A 17887-nucleotide genomic window follows, 5' to 3' on the forward strand; every position below is an offset into this window, starting at 1 on the left:
CCTACATTCGGAAGACGCCGAAGCTGGTGTCCGGCAGGGGCTGGCGGGAGCAGACGTCGAGCGCGAGGCCGAGGACCCGGCGCGTGTCGCCCGGGTCGATGATGCCGTCGTCCCACAGCCGCGCGGTCGAGTAGTACGGGTTGCCCTGCGACTCGTACTGGTCGCGGATGGGCTTCTTGAATTCCTCCTCGGCGGCCTCGCTCCAGGTCTCGCCGCGGGCCTCCAGGCCGTCGCGGCGGACCGTGGAGAGCACGCTGGCCGCCTGGTTGCCGCCCATCACCGAGATCCGCGCGGCGGGCCACATCCAGAGGAAGCGGGGCGAATAGGCCCGCCCGCACATCGAGTAGTTGCCCGCGCCGAACGAGCCGCCGATGACGACCGTCAGCTTCGGGACGCGGCAGGTCGCCACGGCCGTGACCATCTTGGCGCCGTGCTTGGCGATGCCGCCGGCCTCGTACTCGCGGCCCACCATGAACCCGGAGATGTTCTGCAGGAACACCAGCGGGATGCCCCGCTGGTCGCACAGCTCGATGAAGTGCGCGCCTTTCTGGGCCGATTCGGCGAACAGGATGCCGTTGTTGGCGACGATGCCCACGGGGTGGCCGTGGATGTGCGCGAACCCTGTCACCAGACTCGCCCCGTAGTTGGCCTTGAACTCGTGGAATCCGCTGCCGTCGACGATCCGGGCGATGACCTCGTGCACGTCGTAGCCCGCATTCACGTCCACCGGGACGACCCCGTAGATCTGTCCCGGATCGGCCTGGGGTTCGGCGATCTCCTGCACGTCCCACGCCGGCCTGCCGAGCGGCGGGAGCGTCTCCACGATGTCCCGGACGATCTGGAGGGCGTGCTCGTCGGTCTCCGCGAGGTGGTCGACGACGCCGCTGGTCTTCGCGTGCACGTCGCCGCCGCCGAGCTCCTCCGCCGTGACGACCTCGCCGGTGGCCGCCTTCACCAGCGGAGGACCGCCGAGGAAGATCGTCCCCTGGTTGCGCACGATGACCGTCTCGTCGCTCATGGCCGGGACGTACGCCCCGCCGGCCGTGCAGGATCCGAGCACGGCGGCGATCTGCGGGATCTTGGCCGCGGAGAGCTGCGCCTGGTTGTAGAAGATGCGCCCGAAATGGTCGCGGTCCGGGAAGACCTCGTCCTGCTTGGGCAGGAACGCGCCGCCCGAATCGACCAGGTAGACGCACGGGAGGCGGTTCTCGCGGGCGATCTCCTGGGCGCGCAGGTGCTTCTTCACGGTCATCGGCAGGTACGTTCCGCCCTTGACCGTCGCATCGTTGCAGACCACCATGACGTGGCGGCCGTGGATCAGGCCGACGCCGGCGATGACGCCGGCAGCCGGCGCCTCGCCGTCGTACATGTCCTCGGCGGCGAGCGGAGCGACCTCCAGGAAGGGCGATCCGTCGTCCAGGAGGCGGTTGACGCGTTCGCGCGGCAGCAGCTTGCCCCGGGCCAGATGGCGCTCCCGCGACTTCGCGCTTCCGCCGCGCCCCGCGCGGCGCAGGCGCTCCTCGAGCTCGACGGCGAGCTCGCGCTGCCCCGCCGCGTTCGCGGCGAAGGAGGCGGAGGCCGGGTCGACGTGCGTGTGCAGAGTCTCCATCATCAACTTTCAAAGTTAAGGATCACTAACTATGAAACAGGTTAGTGTTGATTAACTGCACGTGTCCAGCATTTCAGTGAGGCAGGGCACATAAACTGCGGAACCACCATCACCAACAGGACCGGATATGACTGAATTCCCGCTCTCCGAGACCGACTCCCCGGGCGACCGGCGCCAGGCCAAGGAGGAGCGCCGCACGGCCTACCTCGACGCGGCCGCGCGCCTCTTCGCGGACCACGGCTACCGCGGCGTGTCGATCGAAGACCTCGGCGCCGCCTGCGGCGTGAGCGGGCCGGCGGTCTACCGGCACTTCGCGAACAAGCAGGCCGTCCTTGCGGCCCTCCTGCTCGGAGTCAGCCGCTCCCTGCTCGACGGCAGCACGATGGTCGCCGACGAGGGCCTCGAACCCGACATCGTCCTGCAGCGCCTCGTCGAGTTCCAGGCCGACTTCGCGCTGTCCAACGCCGACGTCATCCGGGTCCAGGACCGCGACCTGGGCAATCTCGACGACGAGAGCGCCGCCCTGGTCCGCCAGTTGCAGCGCGACTACATCGGCGTGTGGACCGATCAGCTGCAGCGGCTCCATCCCCGCGAGAGCTCCGACGGCGCCAGGCAGCGCGCTCAGGCGGTCTTCGGACTGCTGAACTCGACGCCGCACTCAAACACCAGAGAGGAGTCCTCGACTCAGAGGTCACGTCTCGTCGCGATGGCATGGGCAGCCCTCTCAGCACCGGTACCCTAGACACAGACCGTGTCGCGCGAGCACCGCGACACCCAGTGATGCCCCTGAACAGGCGCCGCTCGTCACGGGCGCCGGACAGAGAAAGAGGAACGCCGTGAACCTACGCCCCGTGGAGCCAGCGGATCTCGACTGGTTTTTTGAGCACCAGCAGGACCCCGAGGCCAACATCATGGCAGGATTTACCGCCAAGAACCCGTCCGACCGCGGCGTCTTCGACCACCACTGGTCGTCCATGCTGTCCGACCCCGACGTCACGGTGCGCACCATCGAGCACGACGGCAAGGTCGTCGGATCCGTGATGGCCTACCCGAACGACGGGTACCCCGAGATCAGCTTCTGGACCGAGAAGGCCTACTGGAGCCAGGGCGTGACCACGAGCGCAGTGGACGCGTTCCTCGCGGAGTTCACTCAGCGCCCCATCCGCGCGCGCGTCGTCACGGACAACATCGGCTCGCAGAAGGTGCTCGAACGCCGCGGCTTCGTGGTCGTCGGCGAGGCGGACGGCTTCGCCAACGCACGCGCCGCCGTCGTGAAGGAACTCATCATGGAGCTCTCCTAGGGAGCCCCACGTGCCCAACCGACGCCCCACCGCCCAGGATGTGGCCAAGCATGCGGGAGCATCCCGCAGCGCCGTCTCCATGGTCATGAACGGCAACGCCGACGGCAACGTCTCGCCGGACATGCAGGAACGCATCCGCCGGGCGGCCGCGGAGCTCGAGTACACGCCGCACCCGATCGCGTCCGGCCTGCGCCGCCAGCGCTCGCGGATGATCGGGATCGTGACCGACGAAGCCGCCTCGAGCCCCTTCGCGGGCCGCATGCTGGCCGGCGCGTCGCAGGCCGCCGCCGGGCACGGGTACCTGACGGTCATCGCCGACGCCGGCGGGCCGGCCGCCGACACCACCCACTTCATCGACGAGCTGCGCCGGCGGCGGGTCGACGGGCTCATCCTCGCCACCCAGTCGCTGCGGACCATCGTCGTCCCGGACGGCCTGCGCCTGCAGCCCTCCGTCCTGGCCAACTGCCGCGACGCCGCGGGAACGATGGGCGCGATCATCCCCGACGAGGTGCGCGGCGGCCGCGAAGCCACGGAGCACCTGATCTCCCTGGGACACCGGAGGATCGTCTGGATCGGCGGAGGCGTGGACGTCGACGCCCGCCCCGCCCGCATCCGCGGGTTCCAGGCGGCGCTGGCCGCAGCGGGGCTGCCGCCCGGTGAGGTCGTCGAGGCGGGGTGGGACATCGATGACGGATTCCGGGCCGCCGAGGCCCTGTTCGCTCCGGAGAACGGGCCGCGCCCCGACGCCGTGTTCTGCGCGAGCGACCGCGTCGCGACGGGGGCCCTGCTCGCGGCCCGGACCGCCGGCCTCGACGTCCCCGGCGACATCTCGATCATGGGCTACGACGACCAGCGCCACCTCGCCGACGCCACGGTCCCGGGCCTGACCACGATGGCCCTGCCGCACGAGGGCATGGGCCGTGTCGCCGCCGAGCGGATCATCGCCGCCCTCGACTCGAACGCGGAGATCGGTGCGGAGACCACGCTTCTGGAGTGCCCGCTCGTGGTCAGGGGCTCGACGGGGCCCGCCGCCCGGGCCTGACGAGCCGCGAACCGCCCCCTCCGACTCAGTCCTCGGCGCGGTAGTCCACGGCCATCGCCTTCAGGGCCCAGACGTCGGCCGCGGCACCCGTGACACGCACCGCCCACGTCTCCCCCGCGACGGGGTAGGCGCGCACCGTGTGCGGCACACCGCCTTCCCGGAACGCCTCGACGATGCTGCGGTCGATGTAGACGCGGGCACCCGCGGCCGGCAGTTCCAGCACGGACCGCTCCCCCGCGTCCGAAACCAGCAGCACCTCGATCCCGGCGTCCGACCCCGCGCCCAAGCCCACGACGATTTCCGCCGGGTCGGGTACGGGATGGAGCGTGCCGGGCTCGAGCGTCGCGCGGTCCCCGCGCAGGGCCTCCAGCTCGGGCGCCGGCGCGACGACGAGACGCTCGGACTCCAGCCCTATCGTCCGGGGCAGCGTGAGCACCCCGGCCCAGCCGGACGCATCGGCGAACGATTCCTCGCGCCCCTCCCACGACCAGCCCCACAGCAGGACCCGGTCCTCGTCCACGAGCGCCTGCGGCGCGTAGAAGTCCGGCCCGGTGTCGGCCGGACCACCCGATGCGGCTGCGAACCGGACGGGCGCGCCGCTTTCGTCGGTGTCGATGTCGCCGACCAGCCAAGCGACGCTGTCGAGCCGGTGGCTGCCGCCCACCCACCGCCAGAGGGACAGCAGCAGGACCCAGCGCCCATCGAGCCGGACCAGCTGCGGGCACTCCCAGATCTCGGCCTCGGCCAGCTGGCGCGCCACGGGGTCGCCCTGATCGAGGAAGCGGCCCAGGTACCGCCAGGTCGTCAGGTCCTCCGCGTCGTAGAGCAGCACGGCCGGATCGCCGCCGCGCGATCCCGCGCCTTGGAGGGCGTAGCGGCGGCCGCCGAACGTGAAGAGGAACGGGTCGCGCACGTCCGTGAACGATTCGCCCTCGGGCATGCCGGTGGCGGGGACGGGCTCCTTCTCCCACGTGTCGAGGCCGGCGTCGCTGCTGCGGGCGAGCAGGACGGAGGACGTGCCGCCCTCCTGGCGCACGCCCGTGTAGACGAGCGTGGGCGTGCCGCCGTCGTCGACCGCGACGCCGGACCAGCAGCCGAACGCGTCCTCGGCCCCGTCCTGCGGGACGATCGCGACCGGGTGCTCGCGCCAGGACACCAGGTCGGCGGAGCTCAGATGGGCCCACGCGATCCGGTGGTGCCGGGCCGAGTCCGGGTTGTACTGGCAGAAGACGTGGTAGCGGCCGTCGTGGCGGATGAGTCCGTTCGGGTCGTTGAGCCAGCCCGCCCGCGGCCGGGGGTGGATGACGGGCCGGATCGGGTCGGCGGGGCCGGCAGCGCTGCCGCGCCGGTTCTGGTCGGCCTGGGTGGTCACAAGCTGTCCTTTCATGTGGGGTGGGCTACTTTCCGACGCCGGCGGTGAGGCCGGCCCGCAGGCTCCGCTGGCCGAAGAAGAACACGACCAGCGCGGGGAGCATGGAAAGGATCACGCCGGCGAGCACCACGGAGATGCTGCCGGTGCCCATGTTCCCCTGCAGGGACACGAGCCCGAGCGGCAGGGTGAAGTTCTCCTCGGAGATGGTGAGGATGAGCGGTCGGAAGAATTCGTTCCAGTGGTAGTTGAAGGCGAGGATGCCGACGATCGCCATCCCGGGCGTCGCCAGCGGCAGGTACACGGAGCGGAAGATCCGCCACTGGCTGGCGCCGTCGATCTCGGCCGCCTCGGCGAGCTCGGCCGGGACGCCCATGAAGTACTGGCGCATGAGGAACGTGCCGAACGCCGTCGGGATCGCCGGGATGATCAGAGCCAGGAGCGTGTCCGCCAGCCCCATGCCGCGGATGATCATGAACACGGGCACGATCGTGACCTGGACGGGGATCATCATGGTGGCCAGGACGAGCCCGAAGAGAAGCCTGTTGCCCTTGAACTTCAGGCGCGCGAACGCGTAGCCGGCCATGGCCGCCGTGATCATCTGGCCCGCGGCGATGAATCCGGTCATCAACGCGGAGTTCACGACCAGCCGGATCATGTCGATCTGCGCGAAGACCTCGGAGTAGGAGGTGAAGTCCGGGTCCCAGGGGATGAACCGCGGGGGAAGGTCGAACGATTCCGAGGGGAGCCGCAGTGAGGTCGACAGGGTCCACATCACGGGTCCGAGCGTCAGCACGGCGGCGACCAGGAGCACCGCGAGCCGCCCGATGAAGGCGCCGGTGACGGGCCTGCGCACCTTCCGGCGCACCTGCGGAGAGGCGTTCTTCTCGATCTGGGTAGTCATGCGAGCCTCACTGGTAGAAGACGAATCGACGGCTGAGCTGGAACTGCACGTAAGTCACGGCCATGATGAGCAGCATCAGGACCAGGCCGATCGCCGACGCGCGGCCGAACTCGAGCTGCTCGAAGGCCGACTCGAAGACGACCATCACGGCACTGCGGGTGGAGTCGCCCGGGCCGCCGCGTGTCAGCACGTACGGCTGGTCGAAGACCTGCAGTGCCGTGATCACGGCCATGACGGAGGCGACCAGCGTGGTGGGGCTCAGCAGGGGCATGGTCACGTTCATGAACTTCTTGATCCCGGAGGCTCCGTCCAGTTCCGCCGCCTCGTAGACATCCTTGGGAATATTGCCCAGTCCGCCGACGAAGAGCAGGAAGGAGAACCCGAAGTTCTGCCACACGTAGACGATGATGACGACGGCGGCCGCACCAGCCGGCGTCGTGAGCCACGGCACGGGGGCCATGCCCACCAGGCCGATGAGCCAGTTCACGACGCCGAACTGCTCGTTGAACAGGTAGCCCATGAAGATGGACACCGACGCGGCGGAGAGCACCAGCGGGAAGAAGAACGTGGACCGGAAGAAGACCCGGAGCCAGTCGGGCATCCTCTCCTGGATCATGCTGGCCAGCACCAGGGCGATGCTCAGCTGGAGCGTCACCGCGACGACGACGAACACGATGGTGTTCAGGAAGCTGACGCGCACCGTCGGGTCCAGTGCGATGTCGGCGAAGTTCGCGAGGCCGACGAACTCGGGCCGGGAGATGATGTCCCAGCGGAAGAAGGCCAGCAGGAGCGAGCCGATGATCGGCACGATGGTGAAGATGCCCATGCCGACGATCGTGGGTGCCAGCAGCACCCAGGCGAACAGGTTCTTCTTCCGTCGGCCGCGCGGTGCGGGTTTCCGCCGGACGCCGACTGGGGAGGTCCCGGAGCTCCCTGCGGCGATCCGGTCGGTGGTCGTGTCGCTCATCGGCTGCTCCCGAGGACTAGGTTGAGGTCGCGGTCCAGGTTCTGCAGCGCGGCGCGCGTCTGCCGCGAGGAACCGCTCACCGCATTGGTGACGTTCTTGATCAGGGCGTTCTCCACCGCCGCCTGCTCCGGCGGCGCGGGGATCGGGCCCGACGACGGGAAGCGGTCCAGGGTCTCGTAGAAGACCTGCCAGTTATTGGGCCCGGTCTCCGCGTAGAACGACGCGTTGACCATCGACCGGCGGGTCGGCGTCGTCGTCGGAGCCGGCATCGCCATCTCCATCGACTCGCGCCGGGCGGAGAACTTCAGCCATTCCCACGCCGCGTCCTTGTTCTGAGCCGTGCGCATGATCGCGTACCCGGCCGTGCCGAACTGGTGGCGCTGGGTGCGGTTGCGCGGGAAGAACTGGACGTCGAAGTCGTCGCTCCCCATGCCCGCCTCGTGCAGGCCCTGCGCCCAGTAGCCTCCGGCCGGCGTCGCACCGACACGGCCGCTGGAGAAGAGGCCGACGAGCGAATTGCCGCCCCCTCCCTCCGGGCGGACGCCGAGGCCTTCGTCCACAAGCTCGCGCATGTAGTCGAAGGATTCGAAGACGCGCTCGTCGAGGGCGTTGGATCCGTCCCAGATGAAGCCGCCACCGCGGGTGGAGCGGGCCGGATCATCGGGGTAGAAACCGTCCCACAGCCAGTCGCCGCCCGGCGCCTTGCGCTCGGTCAGGAACGAGGTGTCGTTGTTGTAGAGCCACGGCACGATGCCTCCGAACAGGCGGTTGGTCCAGTAGAACGGCGTGAAGCCGGCTCCCTGGGACTTCTTCATCGCCCGGAGCATCTCGGTGAAGTCGTCCTGGGTCCAGTCGTCCGCCGGGCGATCCAGGCCGGCCTCGTGCAGCGTGCTGGTGTTCAGATACATGTCCGCGGCGTTCCAATCGATGGGCAGTTGGAAGAGGCTGCCCTGGTACATGAACGCCTCGACGAGGCTCGGGTGCACGTCGTCGAAGTACTCCCGCAGCTCGTCCGCGTCGCGACGGATGTAGTCGTCGAGGGGCTCGGCCAGCTTCTCGGCGAAAAGCTGCGCGCCTTCCGTCGCCACGTAGACGATGTCCGGCGGACTCCCTGCGGCCACCATGGTGAGGATCTTCGCGAAGAAGTCCTTCCAGTCGGCGCCCTGGATGGCCTGGATGTGGACGTCGATTTCGGGGAACTCGCGGTGGAACTCCTCGGCCAGTCCGCGGCGCCCTTCGGCGTCGGCACTGTTGCCCAGGATGGCGATGGTGAGCCCCTCGGCCTTGCGGCCGGGAATGTCGCTCCCGGTCAGCCGCGGCCAGGCCCCGATCGTGACCCCGGCCAGCCCGAGGCCGCCCAGCGTCAACGCGCTGCGCCGGGTGAGCGTTCTGGCGGTCGATCCGCCGATCAGTTGTTTCATGGTCCCTTCCTAACACGTGTCAGGTCTGGCCATAAAGGTAGCCTCGGCACCTCGATGGTGTCAAGCATCACACCACAGCCTCGTGCCGCCCGGTACGGACCGGGACAAGGAAAGCGGCTGCGGCCGGCCACTTGCGTGGCCGGCCGCAGCCGCTCGACGTGCTGGTCGGATCTGGTTTCTAGACCAGCAGCTGACCGCCGGGGATCGCGTCCAGGAGGTTGGACGTGTACTCCGTCTGCGGAGTCGCGAAGATGTCGTCCGTCTTGCCGGATTCGACCAGCTGCCCGTCCTTCATGACCACGACGTCGTCGGCGATCTGGCGGACCACGGCGAGGTCGTGGGTGATGAACAGGTAGCTCAGCCCCAGCTCCGCCTGCAGCTTGTTCAACAGCTCGAGGACCTGGGCCTGCACCAGCACGTCGAGGGCCGAGACGGCCTCGTCGCAGATGATGACCTCCGGCTCGAGCGCCAGTGCGCGCGCGATCGCGATGCGCTGGCGCTGCCCGCCCGAGAGCTCGTTCGGGAAGCGGTGCATCGTCGAGGCCGGCATCGAGACGTGCTCGAGCAGCTCCTTGACCTTGTTCTGCCGCGACCTGGCATCGCCGATGCCGTGGATCTTCAGCGGCTGCTCGATGGTGCGGAAGATGCTATACATCGGGTCCAGCGAACCGTACGGATCCTGGAAGATCGGCTGCACGCGGCGGCGGAACCGGAAGAGCTCCTTCTCGCTGAGCCGGCCCATGTCCTCGCCGTCGAACCGGATGGTCCCGCTCGTCGGCTCGAGCAGGTTCAGGACCATCTTGGCCACGGTAGACTTGCCGGAGCCGGACTCGCCGACCACCGCCGTCGTCGTCCCGCGCCTGACGTTGAAGGAGACGTCGTCGACGGCCAGGAAGTCCGACTTCTTCAGGCCCTTCTCGCGGATCTTGAAGACCTTGGTGAGGTTCTCGATCTCTAGCACGTTGTCCGTGCCGGACGCCGATTTCTGCGCTGCCGCCTCGTTCTCCATGCGGTGGGACGACAACGACGGCGCCGAGTCGATCAGGCGCTTGGTGTACGGATGCTGCGGGTTGCGCAGCAGGTCGATGGCCGGGCCCGATTCGACGACCTGGCCCTTGTACATGACCACGACCTTCTCCGCGCGCTCGGCGGCCAGGCCGAGATCGTGCGTGATGAACAGGACCGCGGTGCCGAGCTCGGCCGTCATATTGTCCAGATGGTCGAGGATCTGCCGCTGCACAGTGACGTCCAGGGCCGAGGTCGGCTCATCCGCGACGAGCAGGCGCGGCCGGCAGGAGAGGCCGATCGAGATCAGCGCGCGCTGACGCATGCCGCCCGAGAACTCGTGCGGATACTGCCCCGCGCGCCGCTCGGCGTCCGGCAGGCCGGCATTCTCGAGGGCCTCGGCGACCTTCTTGTTCATGTCCCCTCCGCCGAGGCCGTTGGCCTTGAGCGTCTCCTTCACCTGGAAGCCGATCTTCCACACCGGGTTCAGGTTGGACATCGGGTCCTGCGGAACCATGCCGATCTGATCGCCGCGGATGTGGCGGAACTCCTTGTCGCTTGCGGCGGCGTAGTCCTTGCCGTCGAACAGGATCTGCCCGCCGGTGACCTTGCCGTTCCTGGCCAGCAGCCCCATCGCCGCCAGGGCGATCGTGGATTTGCCCGAGCCGGACTCGCCGACGATCGCGACGGACTCGCCCTGCATGACCGAGAGGTTGGCGCCGCGGACGGCCTTGACCGGTCCGTTCGCCGTGTTGAACGTGATCTCCACGTCCCGCATGTCGAGCAGCGGCTGCTCGTTCTTGTTCTGCATTTCCATGGCTAGGCCTTCCGCGACTTCGGGTCCAGGGCGTCGCGCAAAGCGTCGCCGAGCATGATGAAGCTCAACACCGTGATGGACAGCGCGAGTGCCGGCCAGAACAGGATCTGGGGATTGTTGCGTACCGAGATCTGGGCGTCCGAGATGTCGTTGCCCCAGCTGACGATCGACGAGGGCAGGCCGATGCCCAGGAAGGACAATGTCGCCTCGGCGACGATGTACGTCCCGAGGGAGATCGAGGCGACGACGATGATCGGCGAGAGCGAGTTCGGCAGCACATGGCGGACCAGTGCGCCGAACTTCGAGACGCCGAGCGAACGGGCGGCCATGACGAAATCCGCGCCCTTCGCCTCGATCACGGCGCCGCGGGTGATGCGGGCGACCTGGGGCCAGCCGAAGACCACCAGCGTCAATGTCACAGTCCACGGACTCTGGTTCTCCCGGAAGGCGGGCAGCTGCATGAGGACGATCGCCCCCAGAATCAGCGGCAGGGCGAAGAAGATGTCGCCCAGGCGGGCCAGCACGGCATCCATCCAGCCGCCGTAGTAGCCGGCGAGCGCCCCGAAGGTGCCGCCGACGATCACGACTCCGATCGTCGTGAAGAGACCGACGAGCACCGAGGCCTGCGCACCGAAGATCACACGTGCGTAGACGTCGCAGCCTTGATAGGTGAACCCCAGGGGGTGCCCGGGCGCCGCTCCGCCGCGGGCATTGTCCAGACTGCAGCTTCGCGGATCCACCGATGTGAACCATTGGGGAAAGATCGACACGACGACGATCAGCAGGATCAGCGCGGCGGAGACGATGAAGAGCGGCTGGCGGCGCAGGTTCCTCCAGGCCTCTGCCCAGAAACTCAGCGGATCAGCTGTCTCGTTGACGGAGTCGACAGCCTGCAGCGGCGTCTCCTCGAGCGGGGCCACGAAGTGGGGGATATGCCGTCTGGACACCTTGCCGGCACGCTTGACATCATTCGGACTCGCCTCATTGCGGACGATGTTCTCAGTATTCTCAGGCATATCGAATCCTCGGATCGAGCAGGGCGTAGAGCAGATCCACGGCCAGATTGGCGACGACGAACACCAGGACCATGACGCTGACGACGGCGACGACAGTCGGGCTCTCACCGATCTTGATGGCGTCGAAGAGGACCTTGCCGATGCCGGGGACGTTGAAGACGCCCTCGGTGACGATCGCGCCGCCCATAAGCATTCCGAGGTCGGCGCCGAGGAAGGTGATTACCGGGATCAATGAGTTGCGCAGGACGTGAACCAGGACGACACGGCCCCGGGTGAGCCCCTTGGCACTCGCTGTGCGGACGAAGTCCGCCGAGAGGTTCTCCGCGATCTGCGTGCGGCTGAGCCGGATCACGTAGGCGAGGGATACCAGCCCGAGTACGGTGGCGGGCAGGATCAGGTCGCCCCATCCGGCATCAGGGCCGACCGTCGGAGACGTCCAGTCCAGTTTCACGCCGAAGACGAACTGGAAGACGAAGCCCAGGACGAAGGTCGGGACGGAGATCACGACGAGCGAGAGCACGAGGACCGTCGAGTCGAAGATGCCGCCCTTGCGCAGGCCGGCGAAGACACCGAAGACGACGCCGAAGATCGCTTCGATCGCAAGCGCCATGACGGCCAGGCGGGCGGTGACCGGCATGGCTCGAGCGACGACGTCGTTGACGGACTGGCCTGAGAACGTGGTTCCGAGATCGAGAGTGAGCAGGTTCTTGAGGTAGATGCCGTACTGGACCCAGAACGGCTGATCGAGGTTGTACTGGGCGCGCAGAGTGGCTTCGACGGCATCCGACATCGGTTTGCCGCCGGAGAGCGCCGCGATCGGATCGCCCGTTGCGAAGACCAGGAAGTAGACCAGCAGCGTGGCCCCGAAGAAGACGGGGACCATGTGCAGGACTCTCCTGAGGGTATACATCAACATGGAGGAAGATTCCTTTAGACGTGCGACGGGGCGGCAAGGAGATCGTCCTCGCCGCCCCGCCGTCGGGGTCAGGCAGAATGCCTAGTCAGACGAATTACTCGCCCTTGGTGATCTGGTGGTAGAGCGGCTTCCCGTCCCATCCCAGCTCGACGTTGTCGACGTTGGTGCTCCATCCGGCCTGAGCGGCCTGGTACCAGAGCGGCAGCACCGGCAGGTCCTGGAAGAGGATCTCCTGCGCCTCGTTGAACTTGACCGCAGCGTCTTCGACCGAATCCGCCTCGAGACCCTCCTGAAGCTTCGCGTCGAATTCCTCACTGGAGTAGCGGCCGTCGTTCGCTCCCGCGCCGGTGCCGTACAGCGGGCCGAGGAAGTTGTACAGCGACGGGTAGTCGCCCTTCCAGCCGGCGCGCGAAACGCCTTCGAGGCCGTCCTCGCCGACCAGATTGCGCATCTCCTTGAAGGTCGCCTTGGCGTCGAGCTCGGCCTTGATGTCCAGATTGGTGCGCAACTGGTTCGTGATTGCCTCGATGTACTCCTTGTTGCCGGCGCCATCGGTGTTCGAGGTGTACTTCAACACCTTGTCCTCGGGCCACGGCGAGATCGCATCGGCCTCTTCCCACAGCTCCTTGGCCTTCTCCGGGTTGTACTCGAGGACCTCATTGCCGGGGATATCCTCGCTGTAGCCCTCGAGAACCGGTGCGGTGAACTCCGTGGCCACCTCCTTGGTCCCCATGAAGATCTGCTCGATGATCTGCTCGCGGTTGATCGCCATGGAGATCGCCTGGCGGCGCAGCTGGCCCGCCTCGCCCTGGAACTCCTCGATGTAGTTCGGGATGACCATCGTCGCGTTGCCGGCATAGGCCTTGCTGACGCTACGGCCCTCGAGATCGTCCTGGTAGTTCGCCAAGACGCTCGGCGGCATCTCCCCGAGGACGTCCAGCTCATTCGAGAGCAGGGAGTTGTACGCCGCGTCGTAGTTGTCGAAGATCGTGAACGTGATGCCCTCGTTGGCCGGCTCGCGCGGGCCCTCGTAGTCCTCGTTCGGGACGAGTTCGATCTGGACCTCGTGCTTCCAGCCGTCCTCGGCGAGGATGTACGGCCCGTTGGTCACCGGCGCCTGACCGAACGCCTGCATGTCCTCGAATGCGACCTCCGGCAGGGGCATGTAGGCCGAGTAGCCCAGGCGCTGCGGGAAATCGGCTTCCGGGCCGAGCAGTTCCACCGTGAACGTGTGATCGTCGACGACAGTCAGGCCGGAGAGCTCGTCGGCGCCGTCGTCATTGGACTGGGCGTAGCCCTTGACGGTCTCGAAGAAATACGAGCTGTTCTGGGCGTTGTCGGAATCGGCACCGTAGTTCCACGCGTCCACGAAGGACTGCGCCGTGACGGGCGTTCCATCGGAGAAGGTCGCCCCCTCCTTGATCTTGATGGTCCAGGTGATGTTGTCCTCGGACTCGACCGACTCCGCGAGCTCCTTCTGAAGCCCGCCGTCGGCGTCGTACGAGTACAGACCCTGGTAGATCAGGTCGACGACGCGGCCGCCGCCCACCTCGTTGGTGCTGGTGGGAATCAGGCCGTTCTGCGGTTCGGTGTTGTGTGCAGTCACGACGCCGCCGGCGGCTTCGCCGCCTTCACCGCCCTCACTGGTGCCGCCGCAGGCGGTCAGGGCCAGGGCGAGCGCCGAGGTGACGGCGACGCCCTTCAAGACGCGATTCATACGCATTCAATAACTCCTTGACATTTGGTCAGACGAAGGCCCGTGAATCTGAAGCAGACCTTTCGCCCCCTTGCTGAAACTCAGCGTTTCAACCCACGGGGAGCCTACACGTGCCGGACGGCACATGTGGGCCACGTCATGGGATCTGAACAGAAAATTTATGACTTTGAAACGTTTGATGCAAATCACACGTGCGTGATAAGCGAAGCCGGATCGCGCAGAATGCCCGCGATTCCAGCCAGGAACCGGGAAGCCTGGGCCCCGTCGACCAATCGATGATCGAAGCTCAAGCTCAAGGTGAGCACCTGCCGCAGCGCGACGGCCCCCCGGTGCTCCCACGGCTGGGAGCGAACCTGTCCCATGGCGAGAATGCCCGCCTCGCCGGGATTGATGATCGGCGTTCCGGCGTCGATGCCGAAGACACCGATGTTCGTGATGGAGAACGTTCCGGACGCCAGCTCCCGCGGCGACGTCTTGCCGTCGCGCGCCCGCCCCACCAGTCCGCGCATCTCGGCCGCGAGTTCCGCCAGATCCATCCGGTTGGCGGCCTTGATGTTGGGCACCAGCAGCCCCCGGCCGGTGGCCGCGGCGATGCCGAGGTTCACGTCGCGGAAGCGGACGATCTCCCCCGCTTCGCCGTCCCACTTCGAGTTCAGCTCCGGTGTCTTGGCCAGCCACAGGCAGGCCGCCTTGGCGACCAGGGTCAGCGGCGTCAGCTTCAGGCCCTCGAACGCGCGGGATGCACGCAGCCTCTCGAGCAGTTCCATACTCTCGGTCACGTCGACTGTCAGGAACTCGGTGGCGTGCGGCGCCGTGAAGGCGCTCTCGACCATGGCCGAGGCCATCGCCTTCTGCATGCCGGTGATCCGCACCCGCTCCTCGCCCGCTGCCGACGGCGCGCTCCCCCGCTCGACCTCGGGTGCGGACGGTGCCGCGCCGGCCGACTGGACGTCGTCGCGCGTGATCAGCCCGTCGGGTCCAGTGCCGGCGAGCGCTTCGAGGTCCACGCCGAGGTCGCGCGCCAGCTTGCGCACCGGCGGGGTCGACCGCGGGCGCTCGACCGGCCGTGCGGGCTCCTCCGCCTCGGTTGCCGGCGGCTCGGCCACCGCAACGGGTGCAGGCGTCGACTGCGGCTGCTCGCCGGCCGCAGGCACGGCGGTGCGACGGCGGCGGGCCGGCCGCGCACCGGACTCGATCGCGGCGCCGTACCCGACCAGGGTGGGCTCCCGCGCCGGTGCCCCAGCCGCCTCCGCGGCCCCGGAGGGGGCTGCGCCGGCGGAGGGTTCGGCGCCCTCGACCTCGATCGCGATCATCGGCTTGCCGACCTCGACGACCGTGCCCGGCTCCGCGTAGATCTGCGCCACGACGCCCGCGAACGGGCACGGGAGCTCCACGACGGCCTTGGCGGTCTCGACGTCGGCGATTACCTGGTTCAGGGCGACCGTCTCCCCCTCGGAGACCTTCCACGTCAGCACTTCGGATTCGGTCAGGCCCTCGCCCAGGTCCGGAAGGTTGAAGACCTTCAGCATGCCGCACCTCCGGACAACGAGTTGGTGCGTTCCATGACGCGGTCCACCCCGTCCAGGATGCGGTCCAGATCCGGCAGGTGGTGCTGCTCCAGCTTCGATGGAGGATATGGGATGTCGAACCCCGTGATACGCACCGGGGGCTGCTCGAGGTGGTAGAAGCAGCGCTCCGTCAGGCTCGCCGCGATCTCCGCTCCGAGCCCGGCGAACTGTCCGGCCTCGTGCGTGATGACCACGCGACCCGTCTTGCGGACCGACGCCTCCACGGGCGCGAAATCGATCGGCGACAGCGAGCGCAGGTCGATCACCTCCACCGAGACGCCCTCGTCGGCCGCAGCCGCCGCGACATCCAAGGCGGTCTTCACCAGCGGCCCGTACGTCACCAGGGTGACGTCGCTTCCCGCCACCACGACCTGCGCGGCGCCGAGCGGCAGCGCACCGAGATCGACCCCCTCGTCGACCTCGCCCTTCTCGTGGTAGCGGCGCTTGGGTTCGAAGTAGACCACCGGGTCGTCGCAGGCGATCGCCTGCCGGATCATCACGTGCGCATCCTGGGGGTTCGATGGCGAGACGACCCGCAGCCCGGCGGTATGGGCGAAGTAGGCCTCGGGCGATTCCGAGTGGTGCTCGGGTGAGCCGATGCCGCCGCCGAACGGGATGCGGATCGTCAGCGGCATGCTCACGCGCCCCTGCGTGCGGTAGCGGAGCTTCGCGACCTGGCTGACGATCTGGTCGAACGCCGGGTAGACGAACCCGTCGAACTGGATCTCGACGACGGGGCGGAAACCCCGGTAGGCCAGCCCGACGGCCGTGCCCACGATGCCGGATTCGGCCAGCGGCGAGTCGAGCACGCGCTCGGGGCCGAACTCCTGCTGGAGCCCGTCGGTGACGCGGAAGACGCCGCCGAGCTTGCCGACGTCCTCGCCCATGACGAGCACCTTGTCGTCGTCGGCGAGCGCGTGGTGCAGCCCGCGGTTGATGGACTTCCCGAGCGTCAGGGTGCTGGTGCCGGTCGTCTGGGTGGTCATCATGCCTCTCCCCCCGCGTCGGAGCCGAACAGGTTCTGGTAGCGGCCGTACTGCTCGCGCTGGCGGTTCAGCCACGAGTGGTCTTCGGCGTACACGTTCTCGAAGACGGCCGCCCACTCCGGGTCGGCCATCGTGGTGATGCCGCGGCGGAGCTTCTCGGCGACGTCGTCTGCCCGGTGCTGGGCCGCCTCGCGGAAGCCGTCGACGGCCATGCCGCGGGTGTGGAGGTACTCCTCGATCCGCGTGAGCGGATCCTTTTCCTTCCACTCGTCGAGCTCCGCCTGGTCCCGGTAGCGGGTCGGGTCGTCGGCGGTGGTGTGCGGGCCCATCCGGTAGGTGACGGCCTCGATGAACGTCGGGCCGCCGCCGGAGCGCGCACGCTCGAGCGCGATGCGCGTCGCGGCAAGGGCGGCCAGGATGTCGTTGCCGTCGATGCGCAGATGCGGGATGCCGAAGCCCTCGGCCCGCTGCGCGATCGGAACGCGCGACTGCAGGTCCACCGGCTCCGAGATGGCCCAGTGGTTGTTCTGGCAGAAGAAGACGACCGGGGCCTGGTAGCTGGCGGCGAATCCCAGCGCCTCGTTGACATCGCCCTGCGTGATGGCGCCGTCTCCGAAGTAGGCGACGGCGGCCTGGTCCCCGCCGTCGAGCTTCACCCCCATGGCGTAGCCCGTCGCGTGGAGGGTCTGCGCGCCGATGATGATCTGCGGGGTGGCCATGTTGATGCCGTACGGGTCCCACCCGCTGGAGGCGTTCCCACGCCAGACCGTGAGCATGTCCTCGAGGTCGACGCCGCGGCAGTACGCCACGCCGTTCTCGCGGTAGGACGTGAACACGAAGTCGTCCTCGCGCAGGGCCCGGGCGGAGCCGACCTGCGCGGCCTCCTGGCCGAGGAGCGGCGGCCAGAGGGCCAGTTCGCCCTGGCGTTGCAGGTGCGTGGCCTCGGTGTCGATGCGGCGCACCGCGACCATGTCGACGTAGAGGTCGGCCACGACGTCGTCGTTGACGTCCGCGAGCATCGCGTCGAATTCGGCGTGACGGCGGCGGGTCCCGTCGGGGGCCACGAGCTGGATCGGTTCGGAGGAGGCGGTATCCGCCGCGGTCAGTACATCTTCTCGGGACATGTTGTCTCCCTATGCTTCAGCGCTGTCCGCCGCATCGGCGCCCGAGCTTGTGGCCGGTACCGGTGTGCGGACGATGTGGCTGGTCACCACACTTACCTGTGACGATACTCACAGTCGGCTCAAGC

Annotated in this window: 15 protein-coding genes; 3 read left to right on the plus strand and 12 right to left on the minus strand. The window is 68.0% G+C overall.

Annotated features, from left to right (window positions below):
• Position 1: 1 nt before the first annotated feature.
• Positions 2 to 1609: a carboxyl transferase domain-containing protein gene (locus IE069_RS09340; protein WP_189350021.1), complete on the minus strand. Its 1608-nt coding sequence runs from the start codon at positions 1607 to 1609 to the stop codon at positions 2 to 4.
• 127 nt (positions 1610 to 1736) lie between these two features.
• Here IE069_RS09340 and IE069_RS09345 point away from each other — a divergent pair, with 127 nt between their 5' ends.
• From IE069_RS09345 to IE069_RS09355, 3 genes are all read left to right on the plus strand, one after another.
• Positions 1737 to 2351: a TetR/AcrR family transcriptional regulator gene (locus tag IE069_RS09345; RefSeq protein WP_189349872.1), complete on the plus strand. Its 615-nt coding sequence runs from the start codon at positions 1737 to 1739 to the stop codon at positions 2349 to 2351.
• Positions 2352 to 2445: 94 nt separating this feature from the next.
• Positions 2446 to 2910: a GNAT family N-acetyltransferase gene (locus IE069_RS09350; protein ID WP_189349873.1), complete on the plus strand. Its 465-nt coding sequence runs from the start codon at positions 2446 to 2448 to the stop codon at positions 2908 to 2910.
• Between the two features lie 10 nt (positions 2911 to 2920).
• Positions 2921 to 3952: a LacI family DNA-binding transcriptional regulator gene (locus IE069_RS09355; protein ID WP_229791054.1), complete on the plus strand. Its 1032-nt coding sequence runs from the start codon at positions 2921 to 2923 to the stop codon at positions 3950 to 3952.
• Between the two features lie 25 nt (positions 3953 to 3977).
• Here the strand turns inward: IE069_RS09355 and IE069_RS09360 are convergent, their stop codons facing one another.
• The 11 genes from IE069_RS09360 to pdhA all read right to left on the minus strand — a co-directional run bounded on the left by IE069_RS09360 (position 3978) and on the right by pdhA (position 17762).
• Positions 3978 to 5324 carry a glycoside hydrolase family 32 protein gene (locus tag IE069_RS09360; RefSeq protein ID WP_189349874.1) on the minus strand — a complete coding sequence of 449 codons (1347 nt, stop codon included), beginning with the start codon at positions 5322 to 5324 and terminating at the stop codon, positions 3978 to 3980.
• Positions 5325 to 5349: 25 nt separating this feature from the next.
• Positions 5350 to 6225, minus strand: a complete 876-nt coding sequence (locus IE069_RS09365) for a carbohydrate ABC transporter permease (RefSeq protein ID WP_189349875.1) — start codon at positions 6223 to 6225, stop codon at positions 5350 to 5352.
• A gap of 7 nt (positions 6226 to 6232) precedes the next feature.
• On the minus strand, positions 6233 to 7192 hold the full coding sequence (locus IE069_RS09370) for a carbohydrate ABC transporter permease (RefSeq protein WP_189349876.1): 960 nt from the start codon (positions 7190 to 7192) through the stop codon (positions 6233 to 6235).
• On the minus strand, positions 7189 to 8613 hold the full coding sequence (locus tag IE069_RS09375; RefSeq protein ID WP_189349877.1) for an extracellular solute-binding protein: 1425 nt from the start codon (positions 8611 to 8613) through the stop codon (positions 7189 to 7191). Before IE069_RS09375 ends, IE069_RS09370 begins: the two co-directional genes overlap by 4 nt.
• 178 nt (positions 8614 to 8791) lie before the next feature.
• Positions 8792 to 10435 carry a dipeptide ABC transporter ATP-binding protein gene (locus tag IE069_RS09380; protein ID WP_229791055.1) on the minus strand — a complete coding sequence of 548 codons (1644 nt, stop codon included), beginning with the start codon at positions 10433 to 10435 and terminating at the stop codon, positions 8792 to 8794.
• 2 nt (positions 10436 to 10437) lie between these two features.
• Entirely contained in the window at positions 10438 to 11451 is a 1014-nt protein-coding gene (locus tag IE069_RS09385) for an ABC transporter permease (protein ID WP_189349878.1), read from the minus strand.
• Positions 11444 to 12367: an ABC transporter permease gene (locus IE069_RS09390; protein WP_189349879.1), complete on the minus strand. Its 924-nt coding sequence runs from the start codon at positions 12365 to 12367 to the stop codon at positions 11444 to 11446. The genes IE069_RS09385 and IE069_RS09390 overlap by 8 nt, the downstream gene beginning before the upstream one ends.
• Before the next feature lie 94 nt (positions 12368 to 12461).
• Positions 12462 to 14090, minus strand: coding sequence for a peptide ABC transporter substrate-binding protein (locus IE069_RS09395; RefSeq protein ID WP_189349880.1), 1629 nt, complete (start codon positions 14088 to 14090; stop codon positions 12462 to 12464).
• 179 nt (positions 14091 to 14269) lie between these two features.
• On the minus strand, positions 14270 to 15613 hold the full coding sequence (locus tag IE069_RS09400; RefSeq protein WP_189349881.1) for a dihydrolipoamide acetyltransferase family protein: 1344 nt from the start codon (positions 15611 to 15613) through the stop codon (positions 14270 to 14272).
• Entirely contained in the window at positions 15607 to 16638 is a 1032-nt protein-coding gene (locus IE069_RS09405; RefSeq protein WP_189350027.1) for an alpha-ketoacid dehydrogenase subunit beta, read from the minus strand. Before IE069_RS09405 ends, IE069_RS09400 begins: the two co-directional genes overlap by 7 nt.
• Positions 16638 to 17762 (minus strand): pyruvate dehydrogenase (acetyl-transferring) E1 component subunit alpha, encoded by a 1125-nt coding sequence (pdhA, locus tag IE069_RS09410; protein WP_189349882.1) that lies wholly within the window; start codon positions 17760 to 17762, stop codon positions 16638 to 16640. Before pdhA ends, IE069_RS09405 begins: the two co-directional genes overlap by 1 nt.
• Positions 17763 to 17887: the final 125 nt, after the last annotated feature.

Origin of the sequence: Zhihengliuella salsuginis (genome assembly GCF_014651715.1) — a bacterium.
In the GTDB taxonomy this organism is placed as follows: domain Bacteria; phylum Actinomycetota; class Actinomycetes; order Actinomycetales; family Micrococcaceae; genus Zhihengliuella; species Zhihengliuella salsuginis.

Bases quoted from the DNA above. Each gene is read 5' to 3' on its own strand.
- IE069_RS09340 (WP_189350021.1), bottom strand. From the start codon at position 1,609: ATGGAGACTCTGCACACGCACGTCGACCCGGCCTCCGCCTCCTTCGCC.
- IE069_RS09345 (WP_189349872.1), top strand. From the start codon at position 1,737: ATGACTGAATTCCCGCTCTCCGAGACCGACTCCCCGGGCGACCGGCGC.
- IE069_RS09365 (WP_189349875.1), bottom strand. From the start codon at position 6,225: ATGACTACCCAGATCGAGAAGAACGCCTCTCCGCAGGTGCGCCGGAAG.
- IE069_RS09370 (WP_189349876.1), bottom strand. From the start codon at position 7,192: ATGAGCGACACGACCACCGACCGGATCGCCGCAGGGAGCTCCGGGACC.
- IE069_RS09375 (WP_189349877.1), bottom strand. From the start codon at position 8,613: ATGAAACAACTGATCGGCGGATCGACCGCCAGAACGCTCACCCGGCGC.
- IE069_RS09380 (WP_229791055.1), bottom strand. From the start codon at position 10,435: ATGGAAATGCAGAACAAGAACGAGCAGCCGCTGCTCGACATGCGGGAC.
- IE069_RS09385 (WP_189349878.1), bottom strand. From the start codon at position 11,451: ATGCCTGAGAATACTGAGAACATCGTCCGCAATGAGGCGAGTCCGAAT.
- IE069_RS09390 (WP_189349879.1), bottom strand. From the start codon at position 12,367: ATGTTGATGTATACCCTCAGGAGAGTCCTGCACATGGTCCCCGTCTTC.
- IE069_RS09395 (WP_189349880.1), bottom strand. From the start codon at position 14,090: ATGCGTATGAATCGCGTCTTGAAGGGCGTCGCCGTCACCTCGGCGCTC.
- IE069_RS09400 (WP_189349881.1), bottom strand. From the start codon at position 15,613: ATGCTGAAGGTCTTCAACCTTCCGGACCTGGGCGAGGGCCTGACCGAA.
- IE069_RS09405 (WP_189350027.1), bottom strand. From the start codon at position 16,638: ATGACCACCCAGACGACCGGCACCAGCACCCTGACGCTCGGGAAGTCC.
- pdhA (WP_189349882.1), bottom strand. From the start codon at position 17,762: ATGTCCCGAGAAGATGTACTGACCGCGGCGGATACCGCCTCCTCCGAA.